Consider the following 23,220-nt stretch of genomic DNA (forward strand, 5'->3'; position numbering starts at 1 on the left):
TCTCCTGCGTCCAGAGTGGGAGCAAGTTTAGTAGGAATGAACCCCACTCTCGACGAGGTTTTGCTGTGGATGCCAGCGCTCATGGGAATTGATGAAGCGCGCAAGCGAGGCGCCTCCCGAAGAATCAAACACTTGAGATTAGCTGCGTACCAGTAGGCTCACGCCTGCGCATCTGGCCGCGCGTACCAGTAGGCTCACGATGTAGACACGAAATAGTTTTGAGAGCAATGTCAGCGCCGACGAAACCGCCGAATGGTCGAGGCCAATCCTGATATGCACATGACGACAACCGATAACCCACGTGGCTAGCCCGATATCATGAGCCAGCCGTTCGTGAGGAACGCCCCTGGTCTTGCAGGGCCAGCCTTGCAGGCATTCGTTCAAATTGTCAACGCTTGGTCCCTGACAGAACTGGAGCAATCGGCGATTCTGGGGCAACCTGTGGAGGCCGCCTTCGCTGTATTGAAGACGGGCGTTGTGGATGATATTTGGCCCGAGACCCTTGAACGGGTGAGCTACCTGATTGGCATATACCGCGCGCTACGCACCATCTTTCCCAATCAGCAGCAAGCTGACGGCTGGGTCCGCCGCCCCAATACGGCTGCTCCGTTCAGTGGAGATAATGCGCTAGCGCTTATGTGCAGTGGTCGGCTCAGTGACCTCGCGACGGTGCGACAATACCTGGAAGCTGAGGTATTGGTCGAGCCCTAGCGTGCAATTGCTTTCTCGCGACCTACTGCAAACTGATGCTCGCCGGCTCCAAGTCACGAGGTACTGGTTGCTCAGCCGTCGATATTGCTGCAGTCTGACTGCGGCTGGCTAGTTTGAGCATGAGCCTCAGAGCTTAAAGTGCCGACCAGAGATCACTTGAGCAAAGTAAATTGAGGCCAAGTCCGCGTCGTTCACGTTCATAGGACGACTTGCCATCGCGGTAGCGGCAGCTGTAGCGATCAGCTTGGTTTTTCTGCCCATAAGGGCATCGCGCCAATTCCGATGCAGCTGTTGGGGATTGGACTCCAAATCGCTGTGCTACTCAAAACCGGGGGGACGTCGCGTCGGCTGCAATCGACCCAAAGTGGACACTGGACGCCCGTTCAAATGTCCTCAGTTCGGAGCGGGATATCGCCAAGCTGGCTCGGTCCCTAGCTCCTCGCCTTTCATGAAGAGCCTGGGGTCACCCAGCAAAGGCAAAGGCATTCTCGAAGCGTAGTCGGCGGTCTCATCCATGGTCCACGCCTTGGTTTCGGCAGTGTGCGTCAATAGATAGTGCGTGGTTATGGCTCCAATGTTGGAATCAAAGCGGAAGCCAGTGATTTGTTCTTGGATCCGCTTCCTGCGCAAGTCGGCGGCGTTTGCGTCGCGTTCGGCATCAGCCACGATGTGCGCTGCACCGAGTGCACAGCCCTCAAGCTGCCGGTCGATCTCCGCAAGCTTGGATCGAACATGGCGGGCGCGGGCCTCAATTGATTCGGGGCTTTCCGTGTCCCAGCTGCAAAGCGCTACTGCTTCGAATCTGTCCAAGTAGCGCGGGTCCAGGTCATGGGAAGTTCCTCGGACGCCCATCAGGACCCGCTGCGATGGAACGACTGTCTGAGTGAACAGACGGAAGAGCTTGGGACCGACCAGTAGCGAGGAATCAGCCGTGTCTTCACTTAAAGCCTGGTGGTCGCCCTGCACGATTCTTCCGCGGGCAAATGAATCTTCCCACGCGTAGTCGATCGGATTTTCACCCAAGGCACACTCCATGTGCTCCATAAGGTAGCTAGCAGGAACAGAATCCAGTGGCGCGAGGAACGTGACATCCAGGTGCACAAAGGAATTTCTAGCTGCGACTAGGTCGCACACCAGTGCGAACATGCCTCGGACTTTCGTGGTTTCTGAAAGTTCGTACTGGCCGGGACGTAGACGTTTGCACTCGATTTTGGCATTACCTCGATCAGAGAGCAGCTCGATATCCGGAGTCCTTCGGTCCGATTCGGGGATGAACCTCAGACGGTACCCCTCCAGCAAATAACGAGCGGCGGTGGTCAGTTCAAGCAGGCCGCCTTCGGGATGGTCATTTCGAGGGTTCAGGAACTCCCTTGCACGGGCCTCGGCGCCTTCAACCCGATGCAGTTGGGGAAGGGTGCCACCGATGAGCTTCAAAAACGGGATTGTCCGCGAAGCGAGGCGCGCGTCGAAGAAGCGCCGATCGCGGATCAGCGCATGCGCTTGGAGTAGCATTCCCGCAGGCAAGTCACCAGGTGGCAGGAGGTCCATGGGGTCAGGCCAGAGCATCGACCCTGCCGTTGGCAAACAAGCGCTGGAAAAATGTTCCTTGGCTGCTTCAATCCTTCGGACAAGATCAGGACCCGCCACATGGTGCATCCATGCTAGCGTTCGCTCAACGTCGGAGTCGTTTTCGAGGCCTATCTGCATAGTGAGGAAGTTTTCCTGCTTCTGATTCAGCATTCCGAATGGGCAGGTAAAGGCGTCGCCCCCACCCCAGTTCGCGAACGCATTCGATAAGAACCTCATTCAACCCGTCGCCTGACAGGCCGGGGGGGCTCGCAATGCCGCAGATCATAACGCACACCTGCCTGCAGCCCACCTCTCGCCGGTAAGTCCCAGCCATAAGTCTTGCGTTTCGCGGTGCAGATCCGCGACCAGGTCGGTCCGCTATTGGCCGACAGCGGACGCCCACCGCTGCTCAATTTCCAGCTCCTTGCCTACGGTGCCCGCTGATCAACCCGCGACACCACAGGCGCGATCACAACCGCAGCGATCGCGATCCACAACGCCAACGACGCCGAGCCTGTCACCACCATGCCCGCGACCGCTGTGCCGGCAGACCCCGCTGCGATCTTCAGCGCGCCAACCCATAGATACACCTGGCCCTTGCCCTGTGCAGGTGCATATTCGGTACGCGCTGCCAGCGTAGCGGCAAAGAAGTAGGCGTCGATGCACCCGGCGACGAAGTAGGTGGTCAAGGCGAATTGGAAGCTTCCGCTGGCCGCAACAAGCACAAGCGCCAACCCAAGGAATCCGGCGTACCACGTCATGGCCTGGTCGGGCGTCAGCCGGATCGGCCGTGCCATGACACCGGCGGAACCCGCCAGATTCCCGATTCCGTACACGGCGGTCAGCAGGGCCGCGCTGGCTGCAGAAATGCCAAGCACGGGCGCAAGGTAGACTGCTACCACCGGCAACGCGGCGACGCCGAAGGCCACCAGCATGGTCATGTAGGCTGTCCGCCGTAAGCGGCTATCGGTCGCCATGAACACCAGCGCGAAAAGGCCGCATGCCGCCGCGATGAAGTGGCGCGGATCATCGGAGGTGTCGATACGGCGAGCGACGAAGGGCCCGAACAGGTGCGGTGCTGTCACGCACGCTGCCATGGCGCCGGCCAGGGTACCGCTACCACCGGAGAGCGTGACCAGCAGGACGACAGCCACGACCACGCCACCGTCGGCCGATCGGGCGAGGATCGCCGCTGTGACGTAGGTGGCCAGCCCCCGGTTCGACCGGGGGTGTCGGAGGTGCCGCTGCCGTGCATGGACTCAGGCCAGACCCGTTGCGGCAAGTACTGCCGCCAGCTCGGCTCTGTCGTTGCCGGTCAGTGTCTGCAGTGGGCGAGGCAGATTGCCGCCGCTGCAAAGTCCCAGTAGCTCTGCGGCGGTTGCCACCACGCGGATGCTGCCGCCGTGCTTGTCAAAAAGCGCCCACAGCGGTTGCAGCCGGTCGGAGCATTCCTGTGCATCCTGCGCTCGGCCAGCCACCGACAAGCGTGTGATCTGCAGAGCGATCTCGGGGAACAGGCCGCCAATGACGGAGTACCAGACTTCACAACCAGCATTCAGCCCGCGCGCCGCCACCGAATCGCCGCTGATGCCGATGGTGATGTGGGACGGGACCTTGGCGCGCAACCTAGCCACGCGCGCAGCTGGGCCTTGCAAACCCCCGTCACTTCGATCACCAGTCCCGGTTCGGGGTGCTGCAGGTAGAGCGCCCCGTCGAACCCCACCTGGGTGGTCTTGTAATGACCCAGTGATTTCCCGCTCAGGTGCACCGCCATCGCTTTGAAAGCCAACAGCACGCGACCCGCGTGGTCGGCGATTGGATCCAGTTCTACAACCACCGGCGTCCGCACCAGGCGCTGGGCATGAAGACCCCTGCTGAGGCATATGCTTTAGCAGCCTGACCTGTGCAGAAACCGCTGGGTCATTACATTGTGCTTGGATGGCTGCATTCTGCGCAGCAACTATGTTGCTGCATGCACCCTCAAGACCACAGAGGGGCGACTCATGTGTGAACGGCACGCCTAGTTTCGGATGTGGTTGCGCAGCCAGCAAGTAGAACAGCAACAGCCAACATCCAGATAGGACCAGCACCGAGCGTAACCCGTCAAAACGCGCTCATCACCCTCTCCATTTGAGGAGTGTCAGGCAAGCCGAAGGAGGCTCCTGCGACTTCTCCCCTTATCCGCCCCTAACGCTCACCAAGCGCACGACCCCTCTTGCTCCCGTAGATGCTGGACACTCTTCGGTCCGGCGGCGTTAACGGCCTATAGAGTTCCTCAGGATCAATGCCAATCCGTTTCGCGTTGGCTTCAATCAACGCAAGCTGAGCTAGAAGAGAGTTCACCTGCTTTCCCAGCTTATCCACCTCCAACTTTTCCGCATCAACACGTTCTTCAAGAGATCTCCGCTTGGTGTACCGACCGAGCTTTGCGTCTCGAGCAGCTCTCTTGTCGGCAGCAGCGATGACGACATCCAGTCCATACTTCTTCAAGACACGGCGGTCATGGCCAATAGCCTTCGCAACCGCCAACGCGGAAAGGGGCATTTCCCCATAGGGAAGCAATGCAGAATCCGCAACGTACTTGGCAACCTTCTCGGTCACTCCTACTTCTATCGTTGGCCTGGCCATGTTTAATCCAAAGACCTAAATTTGGAGGAATCGTGCTCGAACGGGGCAACAATGGCAGAATCATCTTTTGGCAGTGTCGCTAGAATAATACGCAACCCCTCATCGGTCGCCTTAAGTTCATCCACCCACTCAGCGACAAGCAACCCGGCCCCTGCTTCCTGAGCAGCCTCAGCATCCTGGAGCGCTCTTTCGTTCCGTCGCTGAAGATCAACCAATCGTTGCCGCTGCGAAGTATCGCTCGTGTCGAACAAGTACGAACCACACCGCTTCACGCAGTTCATAGCACTGGGGCACGGCGAAGCATTGAAGTCGTGGACACAGAAGCCCAAGTGGGTCACATGAACAGCCTGGACCACCGTCTCAAGAAAGATATCGCGTTCGTCGGTCGCAAGAGAAAAGTACATCGCAGCGATGTCCCCTTTAAGGCGACCAGCCCGTATATGCTCTCTGAGCCTACGGAGACGCTCCTCAGAAGTCAGGTGTTTGTACGCCAGGAGATCCCCCTCATTCGCCCTGCGCTGCCACCGCACAAGATACGTGTCGGCGATACCTGCACCTGATGCTTTGGAGGTGACATAGTGACGGATCTGATGCGAATTGACATTGATCGCACGACCATCCTTCTCCAGTAGGCCCAACCGCTCAAAAACTGATTTCAGCCCGTTCCCACTCCCACCTAGGAAAGTTCCAACTTGCTGTTGACGAATCAAGGAGACCATCAGCGGGCTTGTCCCTTTCTCGCTATGCCCGGCATTTTTGAAGCAGATGAACAGCGCCTCATCTAAAGGAAGCCATGTCCCATCCGCGCGCATTGTCACGCCGCGAATAGATTCCTGAAAATTCTTCTCACGAAGTTCTTGCAGATAATTCTGAAGCGATGGCCGACTGAACACGACGACCTTAGCGACCGGATCCTTCCTCGTCTCGACATGTTTGGATAGGTACATCGCGCCCTGCGCTCCAAGCAAATCGCCGATCTCGCGAGCAGTTAACCAATCCTTCTCCATCGCCCAGTTCGGCAGAGGGAACTGATGCGGAGATGCGACCAACTCCTTTGCGCGAACCCTCGCATCGCGAGTTAGCTCCAAGGCTCGCCGTACTGCTTCCTGCGCCAGAGCTGCTTGCCCGGCGCTTAAAGGGATCTTCTCCTCAATCGTCCCATGCCCCTTCGCCTTGAAGTAGAAGAGGAAGTCTCTCCCTCCCTCTTTTCGAACGGGATCCGTTGCGAGCTGAAGCGGTTCAATGACGCGCAGACCTGTGGCGAACATCAGTGCCGGGATACAGGACACCAGTTGCTCAAATGGACTAAGCGCATATTTCCCAGCAAAAACGTCTGCCAATGCCGTGATCGCTTCTTCGCTGGGAAGCAATGACGACCTCGCCTCCTGCCCAGCTAGCGTCATTCGATCAGCGCTCTCCTGCCGAGGAGTGCGGAAATCAGGCGATACGGTCGCGATCACGCCCGCCTCGGCGAGTCCTGTCAGCATTACTTGCAGGTCCACGCACCGACGATAGACACTGCTTGGCTTCATGCCAGACTCGAGCATCATGTCTTCTGCTCGCTCTGCATCCTCCTTCCCTAAGCTCTCCCATTTGAACAGCTCACCATGGCCGCCAAGACGTACCTCAAGTGCCTCCCATAGCCAGCGCGCTGCGGTCGACCTGTTGTACAGCGTCCCAGGCTCCTTCCCGCAAATGGCCAGGTAAGCCTTGAGTACCTCCGCGAATCGATCCGGCAGATTCTTTCTGTACTGTCTATTTGCAATGCCCGCGAACAACAGCGAGACACTGCCGTCCCCCGAACCGGACTTCTTCAAATGTCGAATGTTCCATGAGGGAGCGGCGAAGTCCTGCCCGGGAAACCTGACCGCAAATGCGGCCCTCCCTCGTTCGAGGTAGGCACGCTCCGCTGGAGACAATAGCGTCGCAACTGCCCTAACACCCTTCACGATCCGCGCTCCTCAGCAATCTGCCGTTCCAAGTCGCGAATGGCTTGGATGGTCAAGACCAACTCTCCCCCGATCCTGTCATCAGCACGATCACCGAACCTGCTGCGCGCCATTGCCTCAAGCGCATCACCCACCGCCTTGTGATCCACCTCCCGAAACGCCGCAAACTTTGGGCATCGGTAGCAAGTGATCGGGGGAGCCAACTTACAGATCCCGGACCGTTGTACATCATGGCCGCAGGCGCCAAGCCCCATCTGCAGAATGGGCGCTTCAGGAAGCTGAGGAAACACACCAGGGACCACTCTTCGCTGCAGCCCCTCATATGGCGAAACATCCGCGGCGCCAGCAAGCTTTCCATGAAATCGATGCAGGTGATTTCCGAATGCCTTTTCCAGGCGTTCCTCGATCTGGTCCATGACGGTTCCAGCTGCATCGAAGTACACCTCTACGTTCTGCAGATCTACGTGAAACAGCAGATGCGCAATATCGAAGCGCGAGGCGCCATCTCTTGCAGCCTCAGTTGCCAGCGTGTAGCGGAATCTGGAAGGATTTGCCTTTAAGAGATCACCGGTTCGAGGCGAGACGAGACCAACCTCATCGACCCAGCCTTGCAGCAGGTGACGCAGGTCCGCGCTCGACGTATCCGGGTCCAACCACCAACAAAGCGGTGTTGTTTCGTCGTGCATCGACGGCTTGAGCTTGTCCAGCCGTTCGCCAAGCAAGGTACTGATGGGTCGATCTTCCTCAACCCGGTGTTCCCCACGCTCCTTAGCGCGAGGGATTGACAGCACATAGCGCACCAATGTTCTTGTCTCACCCGACTCAACGACGTTGGCTTCAAACCGGCGCAACCCTGACCACCGCGTTCGCAGCACTTGGATCGGGCGCAGGCCCAGTTCCTGAAACAGCTGGGCAATGATCACCCCCTTCGGATTGCCTAAGCCTCGCTTCAGTGCTTTGTCGAGAAGCTCCACTTCTTCGGGCGTGAAGCTACCGTCTTCAGGATCGGAGCCAAGCACCTTACGACCCTTCAGATTCCCAGGCGCCTTCATGCCCTTCAACTGCAGCGAGAGTGCTGGATCGAAGTCAGTTAGCCTAGCAACATGCGCTCCCCACGCGTAGATCGCACGAAGATGGGCGAAGTCATTTCCACCAACTCCCTGTGGTGATTCCAGACCAGACGAAAGAACTGCTTGGAAGTCCGAAATTCTCAGTTCGGACCAGTTGACACTGCCCGTTCGCGATCCGGTGCGCAAGCATCTAACAGATCTTGCTGCCGCTTGGACAATATTTCTGAGGCTCCACGCAGCCGAAGTAGCTGCCTTCTTAGCAACAAACAGCTTGACGATCAGAATGAATCGGTCACTACACAGCTTCCGCAGCGGCCGGTAGTCAACCTCAACCAATCCTCCACCATCACTATTGGCACGCAACGACCAGATATCACCTTGCGTACTCAGCTCCTGCCGATCCTTGGTCAACACTGTTTCTGGGAGCTCGGGCAAGTCGCTGAGCTGCTCTGTGAGAAGGCGGTCAGGAGTCGGAGTCATTCCCTAACTCCATATCGAACCGTGCATTGCGCTTTCGCAAGTAGGCATTGCCGCGCTTCTTCAGCGCATTTTTGATGTAAGTGAAGGGCGTGTTCGATGTGGGCGCCCAGCCCCCCATCTCGCGCAGCATTCCGAGCACCACTTCCGATGAATCCGGACTGCCCAGATACTGCTCCAGCAGATCGTCCGCAACTTCTTCGGCCCAGGTGTGTCGCAGCACGTGCCAGCTCATTCGACGCGAAAGACGTCCATTGACGGCCTTCCAGATGGCATCCAAGCTCGAACCGGAAATCGGCGTGCCTTCTTCAGTCACGAGCAGATAGGGCGTTCGCGCTCCACGCCGACCACCATCACGGAGCAGCGTGTGGCTGTACTGGCGAATGGCTAGCGCCAGTACATTGGAGATGGGAAGCTCACGCTCGACAGTTTTCACTTTCGGACGGTTAGCGCTGGTGCGTGTATCCAACACATCCTGCGGTCGCCGAAGCACTGCGATGCATGGCCCGTCTACGTTGCGTACATCGTCCGTACGGAGTTTCCCGACTTCGCCCCGCCGAAGCCCTGAGTAGCGTCCAAGCAGAGCCCCAATCCAGTTTCTCAACCGGGTTTTCGGATGCCAAGGGTTATGATCGGGAAAGCGCAGCGGCGTCTCGTAGCGCCCATCCTTGCTCCTGATGGGACCAATCAGCTCCCACAGGGCAACATCATCGCCGGCGGCAAGAGGCTCGATTCGCTTTCCACGAGACCTGAAGGCACGCAAGTCCGAGAATGTCAGCCGGAGCTGCTCGTCGTAGAGTGTCAGTTCCGACGGGGGCACATAGCCTTTCCCCCCTCGATCCATTGGCTTTGCAAGCCAACGCAAGAAGCGTTCAATGTTGGGCACGCATTGGCCGATCGTGGCCAGTGCCCGGACGCCGCGGGTATCCCCTTGCCCTACTCTCAAGTACTCGATCAGCCGCTCAAGATCATTTGCCGTCAATCGATGGCCGTCAGCGAACAGGTCGTCCAACGATGCATTCAACCGGTCCTCGCAGAACGTGTAGAGCAAGGCCGCTGCACGCAGGCCATCTGCCAACGTCTTTTCACTGACCGCATTTCGTCGCGAGCGCATCACCCATCGCAAGGCCAAGCGTGGAGGTAATCCAGTGCGCTCATCCACCAGCGTGGGCACAAGCTCCTGCTCCTGCGGGCCCGCTGCCGGCAAGGTCACATTGACCACTCGGAAACGTGGTGCTGTCGCGCCAGTCAACCGCACAGCCGGTCCTTTTATGAACAGCTTGGTCTAGATAGAAATCTACCAGCAAACTCTGGCAAAAAAAAATGGCAGGAAACCGAAGTTCCCTGCCACATTGGTAAATGTACAACTGAGACTACATAGTGTTCTAGAACGGAATATCGTCGTCAGCGAAGTCGTCCATCGGCGGAGCCTGCTGCGGCTGCGGGCGCTGGTTGCCACCCTGGTTGCCGTAACCGCCGCCCTGGCCGCCACGCTGGCCACCACCACCGCCGCCGTACTCCTGGCGCGGCGCCTGCTGACGCTGCGGGCGATCGCCGCCGTAGTTGCCACCACCGCCACCGCCACCGCCTTCACCGCGGCCGCCCAGCATCTGCATTTCATCTGCAACGATGTCGGTGGAGTACTTCTCCACGCCGTCCTGGCCGGTGTACTTGTCGTAGCGCAGGCTGCCTTCGACGTAGACCGAGCTGCCCTTGCGCAGGTACTCACCGGCGATCTCGCCGAGCTTGCCGAAGAACACCACGCGGTGCCATTCGGTACGTTCCTGCTGGTTGCCATCCTTGTCCTTGCGGACGCTGGTGGTGGCCAGGCTGATGCGGGTGATCGCCATGCCGCTCTGGGTGTACTTCACGTCCGGGTCGTTGCCGAGGTTGCCGACCAGGATGACTTTGTTGATGCCGCGCGCCATAGATGGATTCTTCCGTTGTCCGGGGCTGGACCAGTGATAGCACACCCGACGGGGTGCCGATACGCTGGACCTCCCACGGTTGCGAATGGGGGATATCGGAACGATGCATCTTACCATTCCCTTCGCCCCCGGCCCGTCGGGAATCCGGCCGATCCGGGTCGGAACCGACCTCAACGAAGCAGGGGGCGATCCAGCAGCAGGCCGGTGACCCGTGTGACCTCCCCCACCGCCACCACCCTGGGCCCTTCATGGCAGTGGAAGCGCACGCCGGGCCGGATACGCTCCCGGTGCAGCCCCGCCCTGAGCACCTCATTGACCACGGTCAGGCCGGCCAACAGGGGCTCGCCCACCGGCAGAGGAAGCTCGGTCGCCCAGCTGTCGCCCTCGGCGTGCCGGAAGTCAGGCCAGATCATGAACAGCTCTGGCGCCCCGGCGTCATCGGCGTAGGCGAAGTCCCAGCGGATACCGTTCCGGGCCGGGCTGCGTCGCCCGCCCTCCTCCGGCGCGAGGATACGGATCCGCGCCTCGAAATCATCTGGAACATTCGGGTACAGGCGAAAAGACACCGCTTGGCTCCATCAGGCTGTGGCACTGACCGTCGCATGCCTGCGACCTTGACCACAAGCAGCATCGGGCGGGACTGCCTGCAGCCACCCCATGGCATCATGCCCAGGCACCTTTCCCCCAGCCCCTTCCGCGCGCCCATGACGATCAAAGGCAAAGCCACCTCCCTGGACATCGCCCACCTGGCCGGGGTCTCCCAGCCGACCGTGTCGCGGGCGCTCCGTGGCAGCCCGATGGTCAATGCCGAGACCCGCGAGCGCATCCTGCGCATCGCCCGCGAGCTGAACTACAAGGTCGACAAGAACGCCTCCAGCCTGCGCCTGCGCAACGCCGGCACCCTGGCCCTGCTGTTCTTCGAGGACCCGACCAACGACGACTCGCTGATCAACCCGTTCTTCCACTCGATGCTGGGCTCGATCACCCGCGCCTGCGCCCTGCACGGGCAGGACCTGCTGGTCTCGTTCCAGCAGCTGTCCACCGACTGGCAGGCCGATTACGAGGACAGCAACAAGGCCGACGGCATCATCCTGCTCGGCTACGGCGACTATCACGAATCGCGCGACCGCCTGCAGCGGCTGGTCGAACAGGGCACGCACTTCGTGCGCTGGGGCGCCGCGCTGCCCGGCCAGCCCGGTGTCTCGATCGGCAGCGACAACTTCCAGGGCGGGCACGACATCACCACCCACCTGCTGCAGCAGGGCTGCCGCCGCATCGCCTTCCTCGGCCATGCCTCCAGCCATTACCCCGAATTCCAGGAGCGCTACCGCGGCCATGTCGCGGCCCTGCAGGACCACGGCCTGGCCGCCGAACCGGCGCTGCAGCACGATGCGATCACCACCGAGGCTTCCGGCCAGGAGGCCTGCCAGGCGCTGCTGGCGCGCGGCGAACCGATCGATGCGATCTGCGCCGCCAGCGACCTGATCGCCATCGGTGCGATGCGCGCCCTGCGCGAGGCCGGGCTACGGGTGCCGCAGGACGTGGCGGTGACCGGCTTCGACGACATCCCGCTGGCGGCCTCGGTATCCCCGGCGCTGACCACGGTCCAGCAGGACACCAAACAGGCCGGCCAGCTGCTGGTGGAGCGCCTGCTGACGCTGATCGGCCGGCAACCGGTGGAGAGCCAGAGCATCCCGGTGAAGCTGGTGGTGCGGGAATCGTCGCTGCGCCGGTAAGCGCCGCCAGACCTCCCGCCACGCCCCAACGTGCGACGGCGGAATTCTCCCCCCATGACCAACGGCGGATGCGCACGGAAGCCGATGCGCGGATAACGCGCAGACATCGCCCATGGAAAGGTGTACGTCGCATGCTGAAGATCGATTCGCTGTCCAAGACGTACGCCAATGGCGTGCATGCCCTCAACAACGTCACCCTGGACATCCCGCGCGGCATGTTCGGCCTGCTCGGGCCGAACGGCGCCGGCAAGTCGTCGCTGATGCGCACGCTGTCCACCCTGCAGGAAGCCGACAGCGGCACGGCCACCCTCACCATTCCAGGCGAGGCGCCGATCAACGTACTGCGCGACAAGGACGCGGTGCGCCGCCGGCTCGGCTACCTGCCGCAGGATTTCGGCGTGTACCCGAAAGTCAGCGCGCTGGATCTGCTGGAACATTTCGCGGTGCTCAAGGGCCTGACCCAGCGCGCGCAGCGCCGCGAGGTGGTCGATGGGCTGCTGCAGCAGGTGAACCTGTGGGACGCCCGCAAGCGCACGCTCGGCACGTACTCCGGCGGCATGCGCCAGCGCTTCGGCATTGCCCAGGCGTTGCTGGGTGACCCGCGGCTGGTGATCGTCGATGAACCCACCGCCGGCCTCGACCCGGAAGAACGCAACCGCTTCCTCAACCTGCTGGCGGCCATCGGCGAGAACGTGGCAGTCATCCTGTCCACCCATATCGTCGAGGACGTGACCGATCTGTGCCCGACGATGGCGATCATGAACAAGGGCCAGGTGCTGCTGACCGGCCGGCCTACCGAGGCCATCAACGCGTTGCAGCACCAGGTCTGGCGCAAGCAGGTCGATCCTTCGGAACTGGCCGACCACGAGGCACGCTACGTGGTGCTGTCCACCCGCCTGGTCGGTGGTCGCCCGGTGATTCACGTACACAGCGCCAATGACCCCGGCGACGGCTTCGCCGCCGTAGCCCCCGACCTCGAGGACGTGTACTTCCAGCGCCTGCGCCTGCAGGCCCGTGCCCGCGCGGCAGCCTGAGCGGAGCACGCCATGATCCTCAACTTCTTCCGCTTCGAGCTGCGCGAGCAGCTGCGCTCCCCGCTGCTGTGGCTGCTGGCCGGGCTGTTCGCCCTGCTCGCCTTCGCCGCCGCGTCCAGCGACGCGGTGCAGATCGGTGGTGGCGCCGGCAACGTGCACAGCAACGCGCCCACCGTGATCGCACAGATGCTGGGCATCTTTACCCTGCTCGGCATGCTGGTCACCGCACTGTTCGTCAGCAACGCGCTGTTGCGTGACTTCGAACTCGGCACCGCCGAACTGATCTTCGCCAGCCCGGTGAAACGCCGCGACTACCTGGCCGGACGCATCGCCGCCGCCCTGGCGGCAGGCTTGCTGGTCTACGTGTTGATCGCGTTCGGCCTATGGCTGGCACCGTTCATGCCGTGGGTCGATCCCGAACGCATGGGCCCGATCAGCTGGCAGGGCTATGCGTGGACGTTCGCAGTCATCGTCATTCCCAACCTGTTGTTCACCACCGCGCTGCTGTCGCTGCTGGCGGCGCTGACCCGCTCGATCCTGTGGGTCTACATCGGCCTGGTGGCCTACCTGGTGCTGTACGGCGCCAGCGCGGCCCTGCTGCGCGACATCGACAACACGTGGATCGCGGTGCTGAGCGAACCGCTGGGCATGCGCGCACTGGGCCGCACGATCCGCTACTGGTCCACCGCCGAACGCAACAATGGGATCCCCGAGCTGGCCGGTTACCTGCTGGCCAACCGCGCCCTGTGGTTGGGTGTGGCTGCCGTACTGTTCGCCGCCACCTTCGCGTTGTTCCGCACCGAACGCAGCGGCAGTGGCCGTCGGCGCTGGGGCCGCAGGCAGGCGCAACCGGTTGCCGATGCCACCGGCATCCGCCCCAGCCGCGCGACACTGCCGCGCGTGGTACCTGGGTTCACTGCCACCACCGCGTGGCAGCAGTTCCTGCGCCAGGTGCGCTTCGATACACGCGGCGTCCTGCGCAGCGTGCCGTTCATCGTGCTGCTGGTACTGGGCCTGGCCAACTTCCTGCCCAGCGCGCTGTTCCGGCAGACCCTGTACGGCACCTCGATCTGGCCGGTCACCTCGCAGATGATCATGGGGCTGCAGGGCGCCTTCAGCTGGCTGCTGGTGATCATCGTGTTGTTCTTCGCCGGTGAGCTGGTCTGGAAGGAACGCAGCGCGCGCATCAATGAAGTGACCGATGCCATGCCGGTGCCGAACTGGGTGCCGCTGCTGGCCAAGTTCACCGCACTGCTGGCCGTGATCGTCTGTTTCCAGGCCGCCGGCGCGCTGGCGGCGATGGGCGTGCAGCTGGCCAAGGGCTACACGCATCTGGAGCCGCTGCTGTACCTGCGCAGCCTGGCGCTGGATTCGGTGGTCTACATCCTCATGGGGGGCCTGGCGCTGGTGCTGCAGGTGCTCACCAACAACAAGTTCGTCGGTTACGCATTGCTGATCGTGGTGATGATCGGTCAGGGTGTGCTGGGCATGCTCGACTACACGCAGAACCTGTACAACTTCGGCAGCTGGCCCAACGCACCCTATTCGGACATGAACGGCTACGGCCACTTCCTGACCGGGCAGCTGGCATTCCAGGGCTACTGGGCGCTGTTCCTGCTGACCTTGATGTGCCTGGCGTCGGCCTTCTGGGTACGGGGTGTCAGCCAGGGCCTGCGCCAGCGCCTGGCCCTGGCCGGCCGCCGCCTGCGTGGTCCGACCGGTGCCTTCGCCGCGGTGGCCGCGCTGGCGTTCGTCGGCGTGGGGAGCTGGCTGTACTGGAGCACCAACATCCGCAACGAGTTCCTTTCTCCGGACCAGCAGCTGGATCTGCAGGCCCGCTACGAGCGCGAGCTGTCGAAATACCGCAACCTGCCGCAACCACGCATTGTCGCCGTGGACAACCGCGTGGACCTGTTCCCGGAATCGCAGTCGATGGTGATCGATGCGAACTGGACGGTACGCAACACCCACGCCACGCCGATCCAGGACGTGCACGTCTCGATGGGCGATGACAAGCAGCTGATCGCGGTCGACCTGGGTGGGCAGGCACTTTCGATGCATGACGCCGATCTCGGCTACCGCATCTACCGCCTGCAGAAACCGCTGCAACCGGGTGAAACCCGCAGCGTGCATTTCCGGGTGGTGCAGAAGCCTAATGGCATCACCGCCGGCCAGGCGCCGAGCAACATCGTGGACAACGGCACGTTCTTCAACAGCCGCGTGCTGCCTTCCTTCGGCTACAACGAAGGCGCCGAGATCAGCGACCGCAACGAACGCCGCAAGCGCGACCTGGGTGAGCCGCGGCGCATGCCCAAGCTGGAAGACGAAGCCGCGCGTGCCAACACGTACATCTCCAACGACGCCGACTGGCTCGACTTCCGCACCACGATCTGCACGGCACCAGACCAGGTGGCGCTGGCCCCGGGCTATCTGCAGCATGAGAGCACGGTCAATGGCCGGCGCTGCTTCAGCTATGCCATGGACCGGCCGATGCTGAACTTCTACGCCTATCTGTCGGCACGCTGGGAGGTGCGCAAGGCGAAGTACAAGAACATCCCGGTGGAGGTCTACTTCGACCCGGCGCACGGCTACAACGTGGACCGTATGATCGAAGCGGTGCAGAAGTCGCTGGCCTACTACGAAGCGAACTTCACCCCGTACCAGCACCGCCAGGTGCGCATCATCGAATTCCCGGGCTATGCCCGCTTCGCGCAGTCGTTCGCCAACACCATTCCGTATTCCGAAGCGATCGGCTTCATCGCCGACCTGCGTGATCCGGACAAGGTGGACTACGTGTTCTATGTGACCGCACACGAGATCGCGCACCAGTGGTGGGCGCACCAGGTGATCGGCGCCAACGTACAGGGCGCCACGGTGCTGTCCGAATCACTGTCGCAGTATTCGGCACTGATGGTGATGGAGCAGGAGTACGGACGCCAGCACATGCGCCAGTTCCTCAAGCGCGAGCTGGACGGCTACCTGTCCGGGCGCGGTGGCGAGGCCATCGAGGAACAGCCGCTGGAACGTGTGGAGAACCAGCAGTACATCCACTACCAGAAGGGTTCGCTGGTGTTCTACCGGCTGCGCGAGGAGATCGGCGAGCAGGCGCTTAACCGGGCATTGAAGCGTTTCCTGCAGGACAAGGGTTACCAGCAACCGCCCTACACCACCTCGCGCGAATTGCTGGCCTACATCCGCGCCGAGACCCCGGCCGACCGCCAGCAGCTGGTTACCGACCTGTTCGAGAAGATCAGCTTCTACGACAACCGGGTGATGGCCGCCAGCGCCCGCCAGCGCGATGACGGCCGCTACGACGTGACCCTGGACCTGCATGCTGCCAAGCAATATGCCAACGGCAAGGGCCAGGAAAGCGACGGGAAGATGGATGACTGGATCGAGATCGGCGTGTTCGCCAACGGGCCTTCAGGCAAGGAACGCGACCAGAGAGTGCTGTACCTGCAGCGTCATCACATCACCAGCGCCGATCCGAAGATCACGGTGACCGTGGATGAAAAGCCGGATGAAGCGGGCTTCGATCCGTATAACAAGTTGATCGACCGGGTGAGCGACGACAACCGGCGCAAGGTGACGATGTGAGGCAACGGGGCGCCGGCCTGTGCGCCGGCGCTCCACGCAACACGTGCGGGCTTGGCTCGGCCTTTCTGTTTGGCTTGGCCCTACTGTAGTGCCGAGCCATGCTCGGCACATTGTCTACGGCAGCCGCGAAAATTCAGTGCGCCGCGGCCTTCGGCCCCAGCAATGCCAGCAGCACATAGACCACGATCGAGGCGACGGTGCCGAACGCTGCCGGCAACCCGAACGCCCACGCCGAACGGCCCTGCTGGCGCGCCCACTGGGCCAGATGCCAGGCCGCGCCCAGGTTGATCAGCCAGGCAATGACGAACACCGGCCACAGCACCATGCCTACCGCGCGCAGCAGGGGCACGGACACCAGCGCGGCAACGATCGCTGAGATCAGGAAGATCAGTGCGGAGCGGGAATGGCGTGATCGTGCTGGTGAGCCGGCAGGTAGTTCCCTCAATTCCATGGCAGAGCCTCGATCCTGGTGTCAACCAAAGGGGATCACGTACGGCACCCGAAGGGAAGCGTTCTGTAGGGTCGGGCCGTGCTCGACTGATCCGGCATTGCGCGAACGGCAGCCGAGCATGGGCTCGGCTCTACAGGACAATCAGCCTTGGGCGAAGTCCTTCAGGATCTCGCCGACGCCGCTGGGCGAGATCTCGAAGCCCAGCGGAGTGCCTGGGTTGATCACCACGCCGTAGCCCCCCGGCACGCGGCGCAGAACGTCCAGCATCAACCAGCGGATCTGGTGTTGGGCCTGCTGGCTGTAGATGCCCACCCGCGATGGATCGGTGAACACGGCCACGTGCAGGATGCCCTGCTTGTCGAACAGCAGCGGGTCGAAGCCGCTGCCGTCGGGCGTGACCAGGCTGCCGGTCAGCAGCACTACCTCGGAAGCGACGAAGGCCTCCATGAAGGCGCGGATCGGCACCGCCCCGTCCATCGCCGCCTTCAGCAGGGTTTCGATCGGGGTCTGCGGGGCGAGGTCGGTCATGGCGGTACGGCAGGAGGTAGGGGGGGCTATTGTAGAGCCGAGCCCAAGCTCGGCTGCCCCTGTCTGCGTTCCGTAGAAGCGCAGCCGAGCATAGGCTCGGCTCTGCAGCCGCCCAACCCAGGCCCGTCAGCGCCCTAGACGCAAGTCCCGAGCCTTCTGGTCGGTCATCGCCTTGTCCAGCTCGGCCTGCAGCGCTGGCTGCTGCACGGCGGCATCCAGCACGTACACCTTCACGCCATGCGCGGGCACTTCGGCCTTCAGGGAGGCATCCACCTGCAACGAACCGCCGTCCAGCGCATCACGCCAGCGGCCAGCCTGGACGTAACGCGCCACGGTGAAGCTCCTGGCCTGGTCGCCCTTGTTCAGCAGCACCAGCGCGGTCTGCGCCACCTCGCCCTGCTGCAGCACACGGAAGAACACCGCCTCATCACCCTGCAGGCGCTCGTTCACCTGCAGGCCGCGCTGCAGCGCCGGGGTGGCTTCACGCAGTCGCGCGATACGCTGCAGCGGCGCGAAGATGGGGCTCTTCGGCGCCGCATCCACACGCGGCTGGCCGAAGTAGGCGCGGTTGCCGGCGTGCTCGGCGCGGCCACGCATGAAACCGGTCTCCGAGCCGTAATAGACCACCGGAATGCCGCGCGCGGTGAACAGCCAGTTGTGCGCATCGATGAAACCGCTGTCGCTGGCCTGCAGGCGCGGCATGTCGTGGTTGTCGTAGAAGCTCATCAGCTCGTACGGGTTGGCGTACGGCCCCCCGCTCAGGTGCAGCGGCTCGGCCAGCGTTTCAAAGCCCTTGCCGGCGGTGCCGAAGGTCTGCTCCAGTGCACCGCGCAGCGGGAAGTCGAGCACGCTGACATTGGCGTTGGCCGGCCAGGTGTGCTCGGCAATGGTCGCCGCGTTGTAGTCGAAGGCTTCGCCAAACATGAACATGCCCGGATGCTCGGCGCGGATGCGCTTGACGAATTCATGCCACCACGGGTGCGGCAGCCAGCCGATGGTGTCGATGCGCAGCGCGTCCACGCCCTGCGCGGTCCATTGCAGGTAGGCACCCACCAGGTAGTCCATTACCGCCGGATTGTCCTGGTTGAAGTCGGACAGCTCGGCCAGATTGCCGTCGAAGATCGAGCCGTCCTTGCTGTCGACCGGACCGATGTTGTTGTAGAACGCGTGCAGCGGGTTGTGCTTCGGGTCCAGCTTCTGCGGCGGCAGGTTCTGGTGGTCGGCGATCAACTTTCCATCCTTGTCGAAGATCTGACCGAACTGCGGTTGCCGTGTCGGCATGGTCCAGGCCGGCGAACCGTGGTTGCCGACGATGTCCAGCACCACCTTCAAGCCGGCACCGTGTAGGCCCTTGGTCAGTCCGGCGAAGTCCAGGTCCCTGCTGGGCAGGTGCTCATCGAGTCTGTAGAAGTTGATGCCCCAGTAGCCGTGGTAGCCGGTCTTGCCACGGTCGGTCAGCGTGCTGGTGCAGCTGATCGGCTTGCTGCCGGTAAAGGCTTCGTCCGGGTTGTCCACGATCGGCGTGATCCACACCGCGCCGAAGCCCAGGTTGCGGATGTACTGCGCGTTGTCCAGCACGCCGCGGAAGTCACCGCCCAGGTAGCCGATGTTGCCATCCACCTTGTCCGGGCACGGCACCGGGATATCGAAGGTGCGGTGCTTGCCGCCCTGGTCGCGGTGATCGTTGGACGGATCGCCGTTGACGAAGCGGTCGGTGACCACGAAATACACCGCATCACTGGCGAACGGTTCGGTGGTACCGACGTAGTCCGGACGCGGCGCGGCCACCGCCTGACCAGCCAGCACCAGGGAAACAGCAACAGACAGCGCACCACGCATCACACCACCTCCGGACGGGACGGAACCCGCAGCACGCACAGGCCGGCGACGAACAGGCTGCAGCCGCCCAGCACCAGCACATGCATCGGTTGACCACCCAGCCAGGCGCGCAGGGCAAAGCCGAGCGCGCTGGCCGCGACCAGCTGCGGGATCACGATGAAGAAATTGAAGATGCCCATGTACACGCCCATCTTCGACGCCGGCACGCTGTCGGACAGCAGTGCGTAGGGCAGTGAGAGGATCGACGCCCAGGCGAAGCCGACGCCGACCATCGACAGCAGCAGCCAGTGCGGGTCGCGGATGAACATCAGCGAGACCAGACCGGCGCCACCCAACCACAGGTTGAGCAGGTGGCTCCAGCGCAGGCCGATGGCACGCACCATCGGTGGAATCAGCACCGCCGCCAACGCGGCGAAACCGTTATAGGCGCCAAACAGTACGCCCACCCAGTTGGCGCCTTCGTTGTAGGCCGCCGTCTTCGGGTCGTCCGAACCGAAGTGGACACCGGCCACCGCCGCAGTGGTGTAGATCCACATGGCGAACAGCGCGAACCACGAGAAGAACTGCACCCAGGCCAGCCGCCGCATGGTCACCGGCATCGCGCGCAGGTCGCCGACGATGGCGGCCAGCATATGCGTGCCAGGCAGCACGCGGGCCACGGCCAGCAGCAGGCCGTAGCCTGCACACAGCCCCGCCAGCACGTACAGCATCCGGTCGCCCTGCCGCCACGCGATCAGCAGCGCCAGCAGCACGCCCAGGCCCAGCCATACGGCCACCTGCGCCCAGCGCGCCGGACCACTGATCGTCGCCGCTGCATGATGTGCCGGCGGCTCGGCGTCATCGAAGCCGGCCAGCTGTGCCGGTGAGTACTCGCGGGTGTTGACCACCGTCCAGGTGATCGCCGCCAGCAGCACCACCGCGCCGAAGTAGAACGCATAGCGAACGGTGTCCGGCACCTCACCTGCAGCGGCCGTGTTGGCAACGCCGAAGTGGGCCAGGATGAACGGCAGGAAGCTGGCGACGATGGCGCCCACGCCGATGAAGAAGCTCTGCATCGCATAGCCGGTGGGGCGCTGGCGTGGCGCCAGCTGGTCGCCGACGAAAGCGCGGAACGGCTCCATCGATACGTTGATCGAGGCATCCAGCACCCACAGCGTACCGGCGGCGATCCACAGCGTCGGCGAGTTCGGCATCACCAGCAGCGCCAGCGTGGTCAGCACCGCACCGATCATGAAGTATGGACGACGGCGCCCCCAGCGGGTCCAGGTGCGGTCGGACAGGTAACCGATCACCGGCTGCACCAGCAGACCGGTCAGCGGTGCGGCGATCCACAGCCCGGGCACCGCATCAATGTCCGCGCCCAGCGTCTCGAAGATGCGGCTGGCGTTGGCGTTCTGCAGGGCGAATCCGAACTGGATACCGAGGAAGCCGAAACACATGTTCCAGATCTGCCAGAACGACAGTTGTGGCTTGGCGGGACGATTCATCGTGCGTCCTCTTCTGCCGCCACCTGCGTCACCTTCAACGCTTGCACCTGCGCCTGGTTGAGCCCGCCGTCGCGCCCGCCCTTTCCGCCGGTGTAGTGCGCGAAATGCTGCAGCGCGCTCATGTTGAAGCCTTCTTCAAGCGCGACCGTGCACGGCCCCTTGGGCACAGCGAACGCTGCCGAGGTCGAGTCCTGCACTGCCACGCTGTGCGGCATCGCAACCGTATGCCGCTGCAATGGCTGGCCCGGGCACTGCAGTGCCAGCTGCTTGACCGCAGCCGTGACGCCGGTGTTGATCGGCCCGTTCGGGTTGCGGTACTGCAGGCGCAGGCGCACCTGCCCGGCCTTGGCCGAGGTGAACTGCCAGCGATCCTCGCCCTTCAGCACCTGCTGCGGACCGACGCAGAGCATCGGGCTGTGCAGCGATTCCAACGTGCCTTCGCGCCGGGTCAGGCTGAGGCAATGCTGCAGGCCATCGTCGCTGATGCGCGCCACGCCGTTGCTGTCGGTGACCGCCTTGCCGTCCTTCCACAGCACCTGATCGGCTGCCACCGCAACGTTCCAGCCCGCGCCCTTGCGCAGGGCCTGCGGCGCCGCCGGTGTTGCCGGCGCACGCGCGTTGGCATCCGCAGTCGTGGCAGCGAAACCGGCTGCTGCCGGGGCGGCGACCAGCTGCACCGTCGTGGTGCTGCCACGCGTGGTGGTTCTGCCGGGCACCAGCAGGCCATCGCCTACGTTCTGCGGGCGCTCCAGCACATAACGCTTGCCGTTGGCTTCCAACGTGATGCGGGGATGCGTGCCGAACAGTTCTGGCACCAGCACGGCCGGCAGCTTGGGCTGCACGCGGCCATCGTCCTGCACGCCGAATACGCCTTCGATCACCATCGACAGGTATCCGGCCACCGACCACAGCTGCCGTTCGGAGTTGACCACCGGGCCGCTCAAGGCACCTTCGTCCACATGCACGGCCTGGCTGACCAGCTCGTAGTTCTCCATGTTGGAACCGGCCAGCGCGGCGCCCTGCATCAACGAGCGGATTTCGGCGGCAATGCGCGGTGCATCATCCAGCTGCCGCGCTGCACGCAGCGAGTAGGCGCTGACAAACGGCCAGATCGCACGGTTGTGGTAGATCGGCTGCTGCGCTTCCTGCGGCCAGACCACCGGGCTGCCAGCCGGCCCGATCGGGTACGCCGCCAGCGCACGGCGCGCACGCTCGGGCGGCAGCACGTCGGCCAGGATGCCCAGCGACAGGCCGAGCAGATCGACCTTGGCGTACGGCACCGGGTGTGCGGCTTCGCCGATGTAGCTCATGTACTGGCCGATATCCTCGCGCCAGAAGCGTGCATCGATCTGCTGCGCCAGCGCATCGGCCCACGCCTTATAGTTGGCCGCGCGGGCATCGCCGCGCTGGCCGGCCAGACGTTCGGCCAGGCGCAGCGCCTGGTAGTGCAGCACGTTGGTGGATAGCGCGTAGGAATCACCGATGAAGCGCACGTCCTCGCGGGTCCAGTCCGGATAGGTCTGCTCGCGCCAGTCCAGGAACGAGGTCTCGCCGCGGTACAGGCCCACCTGCGCGTCGAACACCATCGCGCGGTCCTGCGCCAGCGTGCCCTGCAGTGCCTGCCAGACCTGCTCGGCGAACGTGCGATCCTCCAGCAGGTGACGTGCCGCCAGGAACCACACCACGCGGTCGCTGCTGATCGGCCAGCTGCCGCCGGAACCGGTGTCCTGCGCCACGAACAGGCCGGGCGTGTGCCCGTCGCGCGCCGCCGACAGCTTGAACTGCAGCGACTGCCGCGTGCGTTGCGGATCCAGCCGCGCCAGCGCCAGATCGGCGGCGAAGCTGACATCGCGGGTCCACACATAGGGCCAGCGCGCGCCGGTCTGGAAGCATTCGCACGGCACCGGCCGGCCTTCATCGAACGACGGATCGCGGATCGCGTCCACGCGGTCCTGGTCCATCTCCTGCTGGGCCAGCGCGAACAACGCATCGAACATCACGCTGCCGCTCTGGCTGCGCATCGGCATGGGCGCGATATGCACCTCACCTTTCGGCACATGCAGCACGAAGCTGCCCCCGGTAGCGGCTTCGGCGCGCGCACGGCGGCCGTCGAATTGCAGGTCGGCCGCCTGCGCGGTCGATCCCAGCGCTGCCCCCAGGGCAGCGGTCAGGCAAATGATCTTCAGCATCGAAGCGGCGGACCGGCTTGCGCCCGT

19 protein-coding genes are annotated in these 23,220 nt (G+C 63.0%); 5 read left to right on the top strand and 14 right to left on the bottom strand.

Going from position 1 to position 23,220, the window contains the following annotated elements; all coding sequences use genetic code 11:
- Nucleotides 1-318: 318 nt before the first annotated feature.
- Entirely contained in the window at nt 319-711 is a 393-nt protein-coding gene (locus tag N5D20_RS03375) for an antitoxin Xre/MbcA/ParS toxin-binding domain-containing protein (protein ID WP_180866800.1), read from the top strand.
- Nucleotides 712-1,104: 393 nt separating this feature from the next.
- Here the strand turns inward: N5D20_RS03375 and N5D20_RS03380 are convergent, their stop codons facing one another.
- The 3 genes from N5D20_RS03380 to N5D20_RS03390 all read right to left on the bottom strand — a co-directional run bounded on the left by N5D20_RS03380 (nt 1,105) and on the right by N5D20_RS03390 (nt 3,905).
- Nucleotides 1,105-2,451 (bottom strand): hypothetical protein, encoded by a 1,347-nt coding sequence (locus tag N5D20_RS03380; RefSeq protein ID WP_279914262.1) that lies wholly within the window; start codon nt 2,449-2,451, stop codon nt 1,105-1,107.
- 257 nt (nt 2,452-2,708) lie between these two features.
- Nucleotides 2,709-3,434 carry a hypothetical protein gene (locus N5D20_RS03385; RefSeq protein ID WP_180866797.1) on the bottom strand — a complete coding sequence of 242 codons (726 nt, stop codon included), beginning with the start codon at nt 3,432-3,434 and terminating at the stop codon, nt 2,709-2,711.
- 105 nt (nt 3,435-3,539) lie between these two features.
- Nucleotides 3,540-3,905, bottom strand: a complete 366-nt coding sequence (locus N5D20_RS03390) for a dihydrodipicolinate synthase family protein (RefSeq protein WP_219627931.1) — start codon at nt 3,903-3,905, stop codon at nt 3,540-3,542.
- A gap of 137 nt (nt 3,906-4,042) precedes the next feature.
- On the opposite strand from N5D20_RS03390, the gene N5D20_RS03395 reads away from it, so the two are divergent.
- Nucleotides 4,043-4,180 (top strand): integrase core domain-containing protein, encoded by a 138-nt coding sequence (locus N5D20_RS03395; RefSeq protein ID WP_279914261.1) that lies wholly within the window; start codon nt 4,043-4,045, stop codon nt 4,178-4,180.
- Nucleotides 4,181-4,467: 287 nt separating this feature from the next.
- On the opposite strand, the gene N5D20_RS03400 is transcribed toward N5D20_RS03395, so the two are convergent.
- The 6 genes from N5D20_RS03400 to N5D20_RS03425 all read right to left on the bottom strand — a co-directional run bounded on the left by N5D20_RS03400 (nt 4,468) and on the right by N5D20_RS03425 (nt 10,898).
- Nucleotides 4,468-4,881: a hypothetical protein gene (locus N5D20_RS03400; RefSeq protein ID WP_180866795.1), complete on the bottom strand. Its 414-nt coding sequence runs from the start codon at nt 4,879-4,881 to the stop codon at nt 4,468-4,470.
- A 29-nt stretch (nt 4,882-4,910) separates the two neighbouring features.
- Nucleotides 4,911-6,725, bottom strand: a complete 1,815-nt coding sequence (locus N5D20_RS03405) for a hypothetical protein (RefSeq protein ID WP_180866793.1) — start codon at nt 6,723-6,725, stop codon at nt 4,911-4,913.
- A gap of 128 nt (nt 6,726-6,853) precedes the next feature.
- Nucleotides 6,854-8,407 (bottom strand): site-specific integrase, encoded by a 1,554-nt coding sequence (locus N5D20_RS03410; RefSeq protein WP_180866791.1) that lies wholly within the window; start codon nt 8,405-8,407, stop codon nt 6,854-6,856.
- On the bottom strand, nt 8,391-9,626 hold the full coding sequence (locus N5D20_RS03415; RefSeq protein ID WP_180866789.1) for a site-specific integrase: 1,236 nt from the start codon (nt 9,624-9,626) through the stop codon (nt 8,391-8,393). The genes N5D20_RS03410 and N5D20_RS03415 overlap by 17 nt, the downstream gene beginning before the upstream one ends.
- A 163-nt stretch (nt 9,627-9,789) precedes the next feature.
- Complete coding sequence (locus N5D20_RS03420) at nt 9,790-10,332, bottom strand: single-stranded DNA-binding protein (protein ID WP_279914260.1); 543 nt, start codon at nt 10,330-10,332, stop codon at nt 9,790-9,792.
- A 170-nt stretch (nt 10,333-10,502) separates the two neighbouring features.
- A complete protein-coding gene (locus N5D20_RS03425; protein WP_197579141.1) occupies nt 10,503-10,898 on the bottom strand; it encodes a hypothetical protein in 396 nt (131 codons plus the stop codon).
- A gap of 138 nt (nt 10,899-11,036) precedes the next feature.
- Between N5D20_RS03425 and N5D20_RS03430 the strand changes: the two genes are divergently transcribed.
- From N5D20_RS03430 to N5D20_RS03440, 3 genes are all read left to right on the top strand, one after another.
- Nucleotides 11,037-12,068: a LacI family DNA-binding transcriptional regulator gene (locus N5D20_RS03430; protein ID WP_191850814.1), complete on the top strand. Its 1,032-nt coding sequence runs from the start codon at nt 11,037-11,039 to the stop codon at nt 12,066-12,068.
- A gap of 131 nt (nt 12,069-12,199) precedes the next feature.
- A complete protein-coding gene (locus N5D20_RS03435) occupies nt 12,200-13,102 on the top strand; it encodes an ABC transporter ATP-binding protein (protein ID WP_279914259.1) in 903 nt (300 codons plus the stop codon).
- Nucleotides 13,103-13,114: 12 nt separating this feature from the next.
- Nucleotides 13,115-16,699: an ABC transporter permease subunit gene (locus N5D20_RS03440; protein WP_279914258.1), complete on the top strand. Its 3,585-nt coding sequence runs from the start codon at nt 13,115-13,117 to the stop codon at nt 16,697-16,699.
- Between the two features lie 133 nt (nt 16,700-16,832).
- Here the strand turns inward: N5D20_RS03440 and N5D20_RS03445 are convergent, their stop codons facing one another.
- From N5D20_RS03445 to N5D20_RS03465, 5 genes are all read right to left on the bottom strand, one after another.
- The gene (locus tag N5D20_RS03445; protein ID WP_279914257.1) at nt 16,833-17,150 is read right to left on the bottom strand and encodes a hypothetical protein; all 318 of its coding nucleotides are present in this window, start codon (nt 17,148-17,150) and stop codon (nt 16,833-16,835) included.
- Nucleotides 17,151-17,291: 141 nt separating this feature from the next.
- On the bottom strand, nt 17,292-17,678 hold the full coding sequence (locus N5D20_RS03450; RefSeq protein WP_010483507.1) for an SseB family protein: 387 nt from the start codon (nt 17,676-17,678) through the stop codon (nt 17,292-17,294).
- A 126-nt stretch (nt 17,679-17,804) separates the two neighbouring features.
- On the bottom strand, nt 17,805-19,517 hold the full coding sequence (locus N5D20_RS03455; RefSeq protein ID WP_279914256.1) for an alpha-amylase family glycosyl hydrolase: 1,713 nt from the start codon (nt 19,515-19,517) through the stop codon (nt 17,805-17,807).
- A complete protein-coding gene (locus tag N5D20_RS03460) occupies nt 19,517-21,004 on the bottom strand; it encodes an MFS transporter (RefSeq protein WP_279914255.1) in 1,488 nt (495 codons plus the stop codon). Before N5D20_RS03460 ends, N5D20_RS03455 begins: the two co-directional genes overlap by 1 nt.
- A complete protein-coding gene (locus N5D20_RS03465; protein WP_279914254.1) occupies nt 21,001-23,193 on the bottom strand; it encodes a Six-hairpin glycosidase-like protein in 2,193 nt (730 codons plus the stop codon). The genes N5D20_RS03460 and N5D20_RS03465 overlap by 4 nt, the downstream gene beginning before the upstream one ends.
- Between the last annotated feature and the right edge of the window lie 27 nt (nt 23,194-23,220).

The organism is Stenotrophomonas sp. GD03877 (assembly GCF_029840555.1).
Lineage (GTDB): Bacteria > Pseudomonadota > Gammaproteobacteria > Xanthomonadales > Xanthomonadaceae > Stenotrophomonas > Stenotrophomonas geniculata.

Bases quoted from the DNA above. Each gene is read 5' to 3' on its own strand.
- N5D20_RS03375 (WP_180866800.1), top strand. From the start codon at position 319: ATGAGCCAGCCGTTCGTGAGGAACGCCCCTGGTCTTGCAGGGCCAGCC.
- N5D20_RS03380 (WP_279914262.1), bottom strand. From the start codon at position 2,451: ATGCTGAATCAGAAGCAGGAAAACTTCCTCACTATGCAGATAGGCCTC.
- N5D20_RS03410 (WP_180866791.1), bottom strand. From the start codon at position 8,407: ATGACTCCGACTCCTGACCGCCTTCTCACAGAGCAGCTCAGCGACTTG.
- N5D20_RS03420 (WP_279914260.1), bottom strand. From the start codon at position 10,332: ATGGCGCGCGGCATCAACAAAGTCATCCTGGTCGGCAACCTCGGCAAC.
- N5D20_RS03430 (WP_191850814.1), top strand. From the start codon at position 11,037: ATGACGATCAAAGGCAAAGCCACCTCCCTGGACATCGCCCACCTGGCC.
- N5D20_RS03435 (WP_279914259.1), top strand. From the start codon at position 12,200: ATGCTGAAGATCGATTCGCTGTCCAAGACGTACGCCAATGGCGTGCAT.
- N5D20_RS03440 (WP_279914258.1), top strand. From the start codon at position 13,115: ATGATCCTCAACTTCTTCCGCTTCGAGCTGCGCGAGCAGCTGCGCTCC.
- N5D20_RS03445 (WP_279914257.1), bottom strand. From the start codon at position 17,150: ATGGAATTGAGGGAACTACCTGCCGGCTCACCAGCACGATCACGCCAT.
- N5D20_RS03450 (WP_010483507.1), bottom strand. From the start codon at position 17,678: ATGACCGACCTCGCCCCGCAGACCCCGATCGAAACCCTGCTGAAGGCG.
- N5D20_RS03455 (WP_279914256.1), bottom strand. From the start codon at position 19,517: ATGCGTGGTGCGCTGTCTGTTGCTGTTTCCCTGGTGCTGGCTGGTCAG.
- N5D20_RS03460 (WP_279914255.1), bottom strand. From the start codon at position 21,004: ATGAATCGTCCCGCCAAGCCACAACTGTCGTTCTGGCAGATCTGGAAC.
- N5D20_RS03465 (WP_279914254.1), bottom strand. From the start codon at position 23,193: ATGCTGAAGATCATTTGCCTGACCGCTGCCCTGGGGGCAGCGCTGGGA.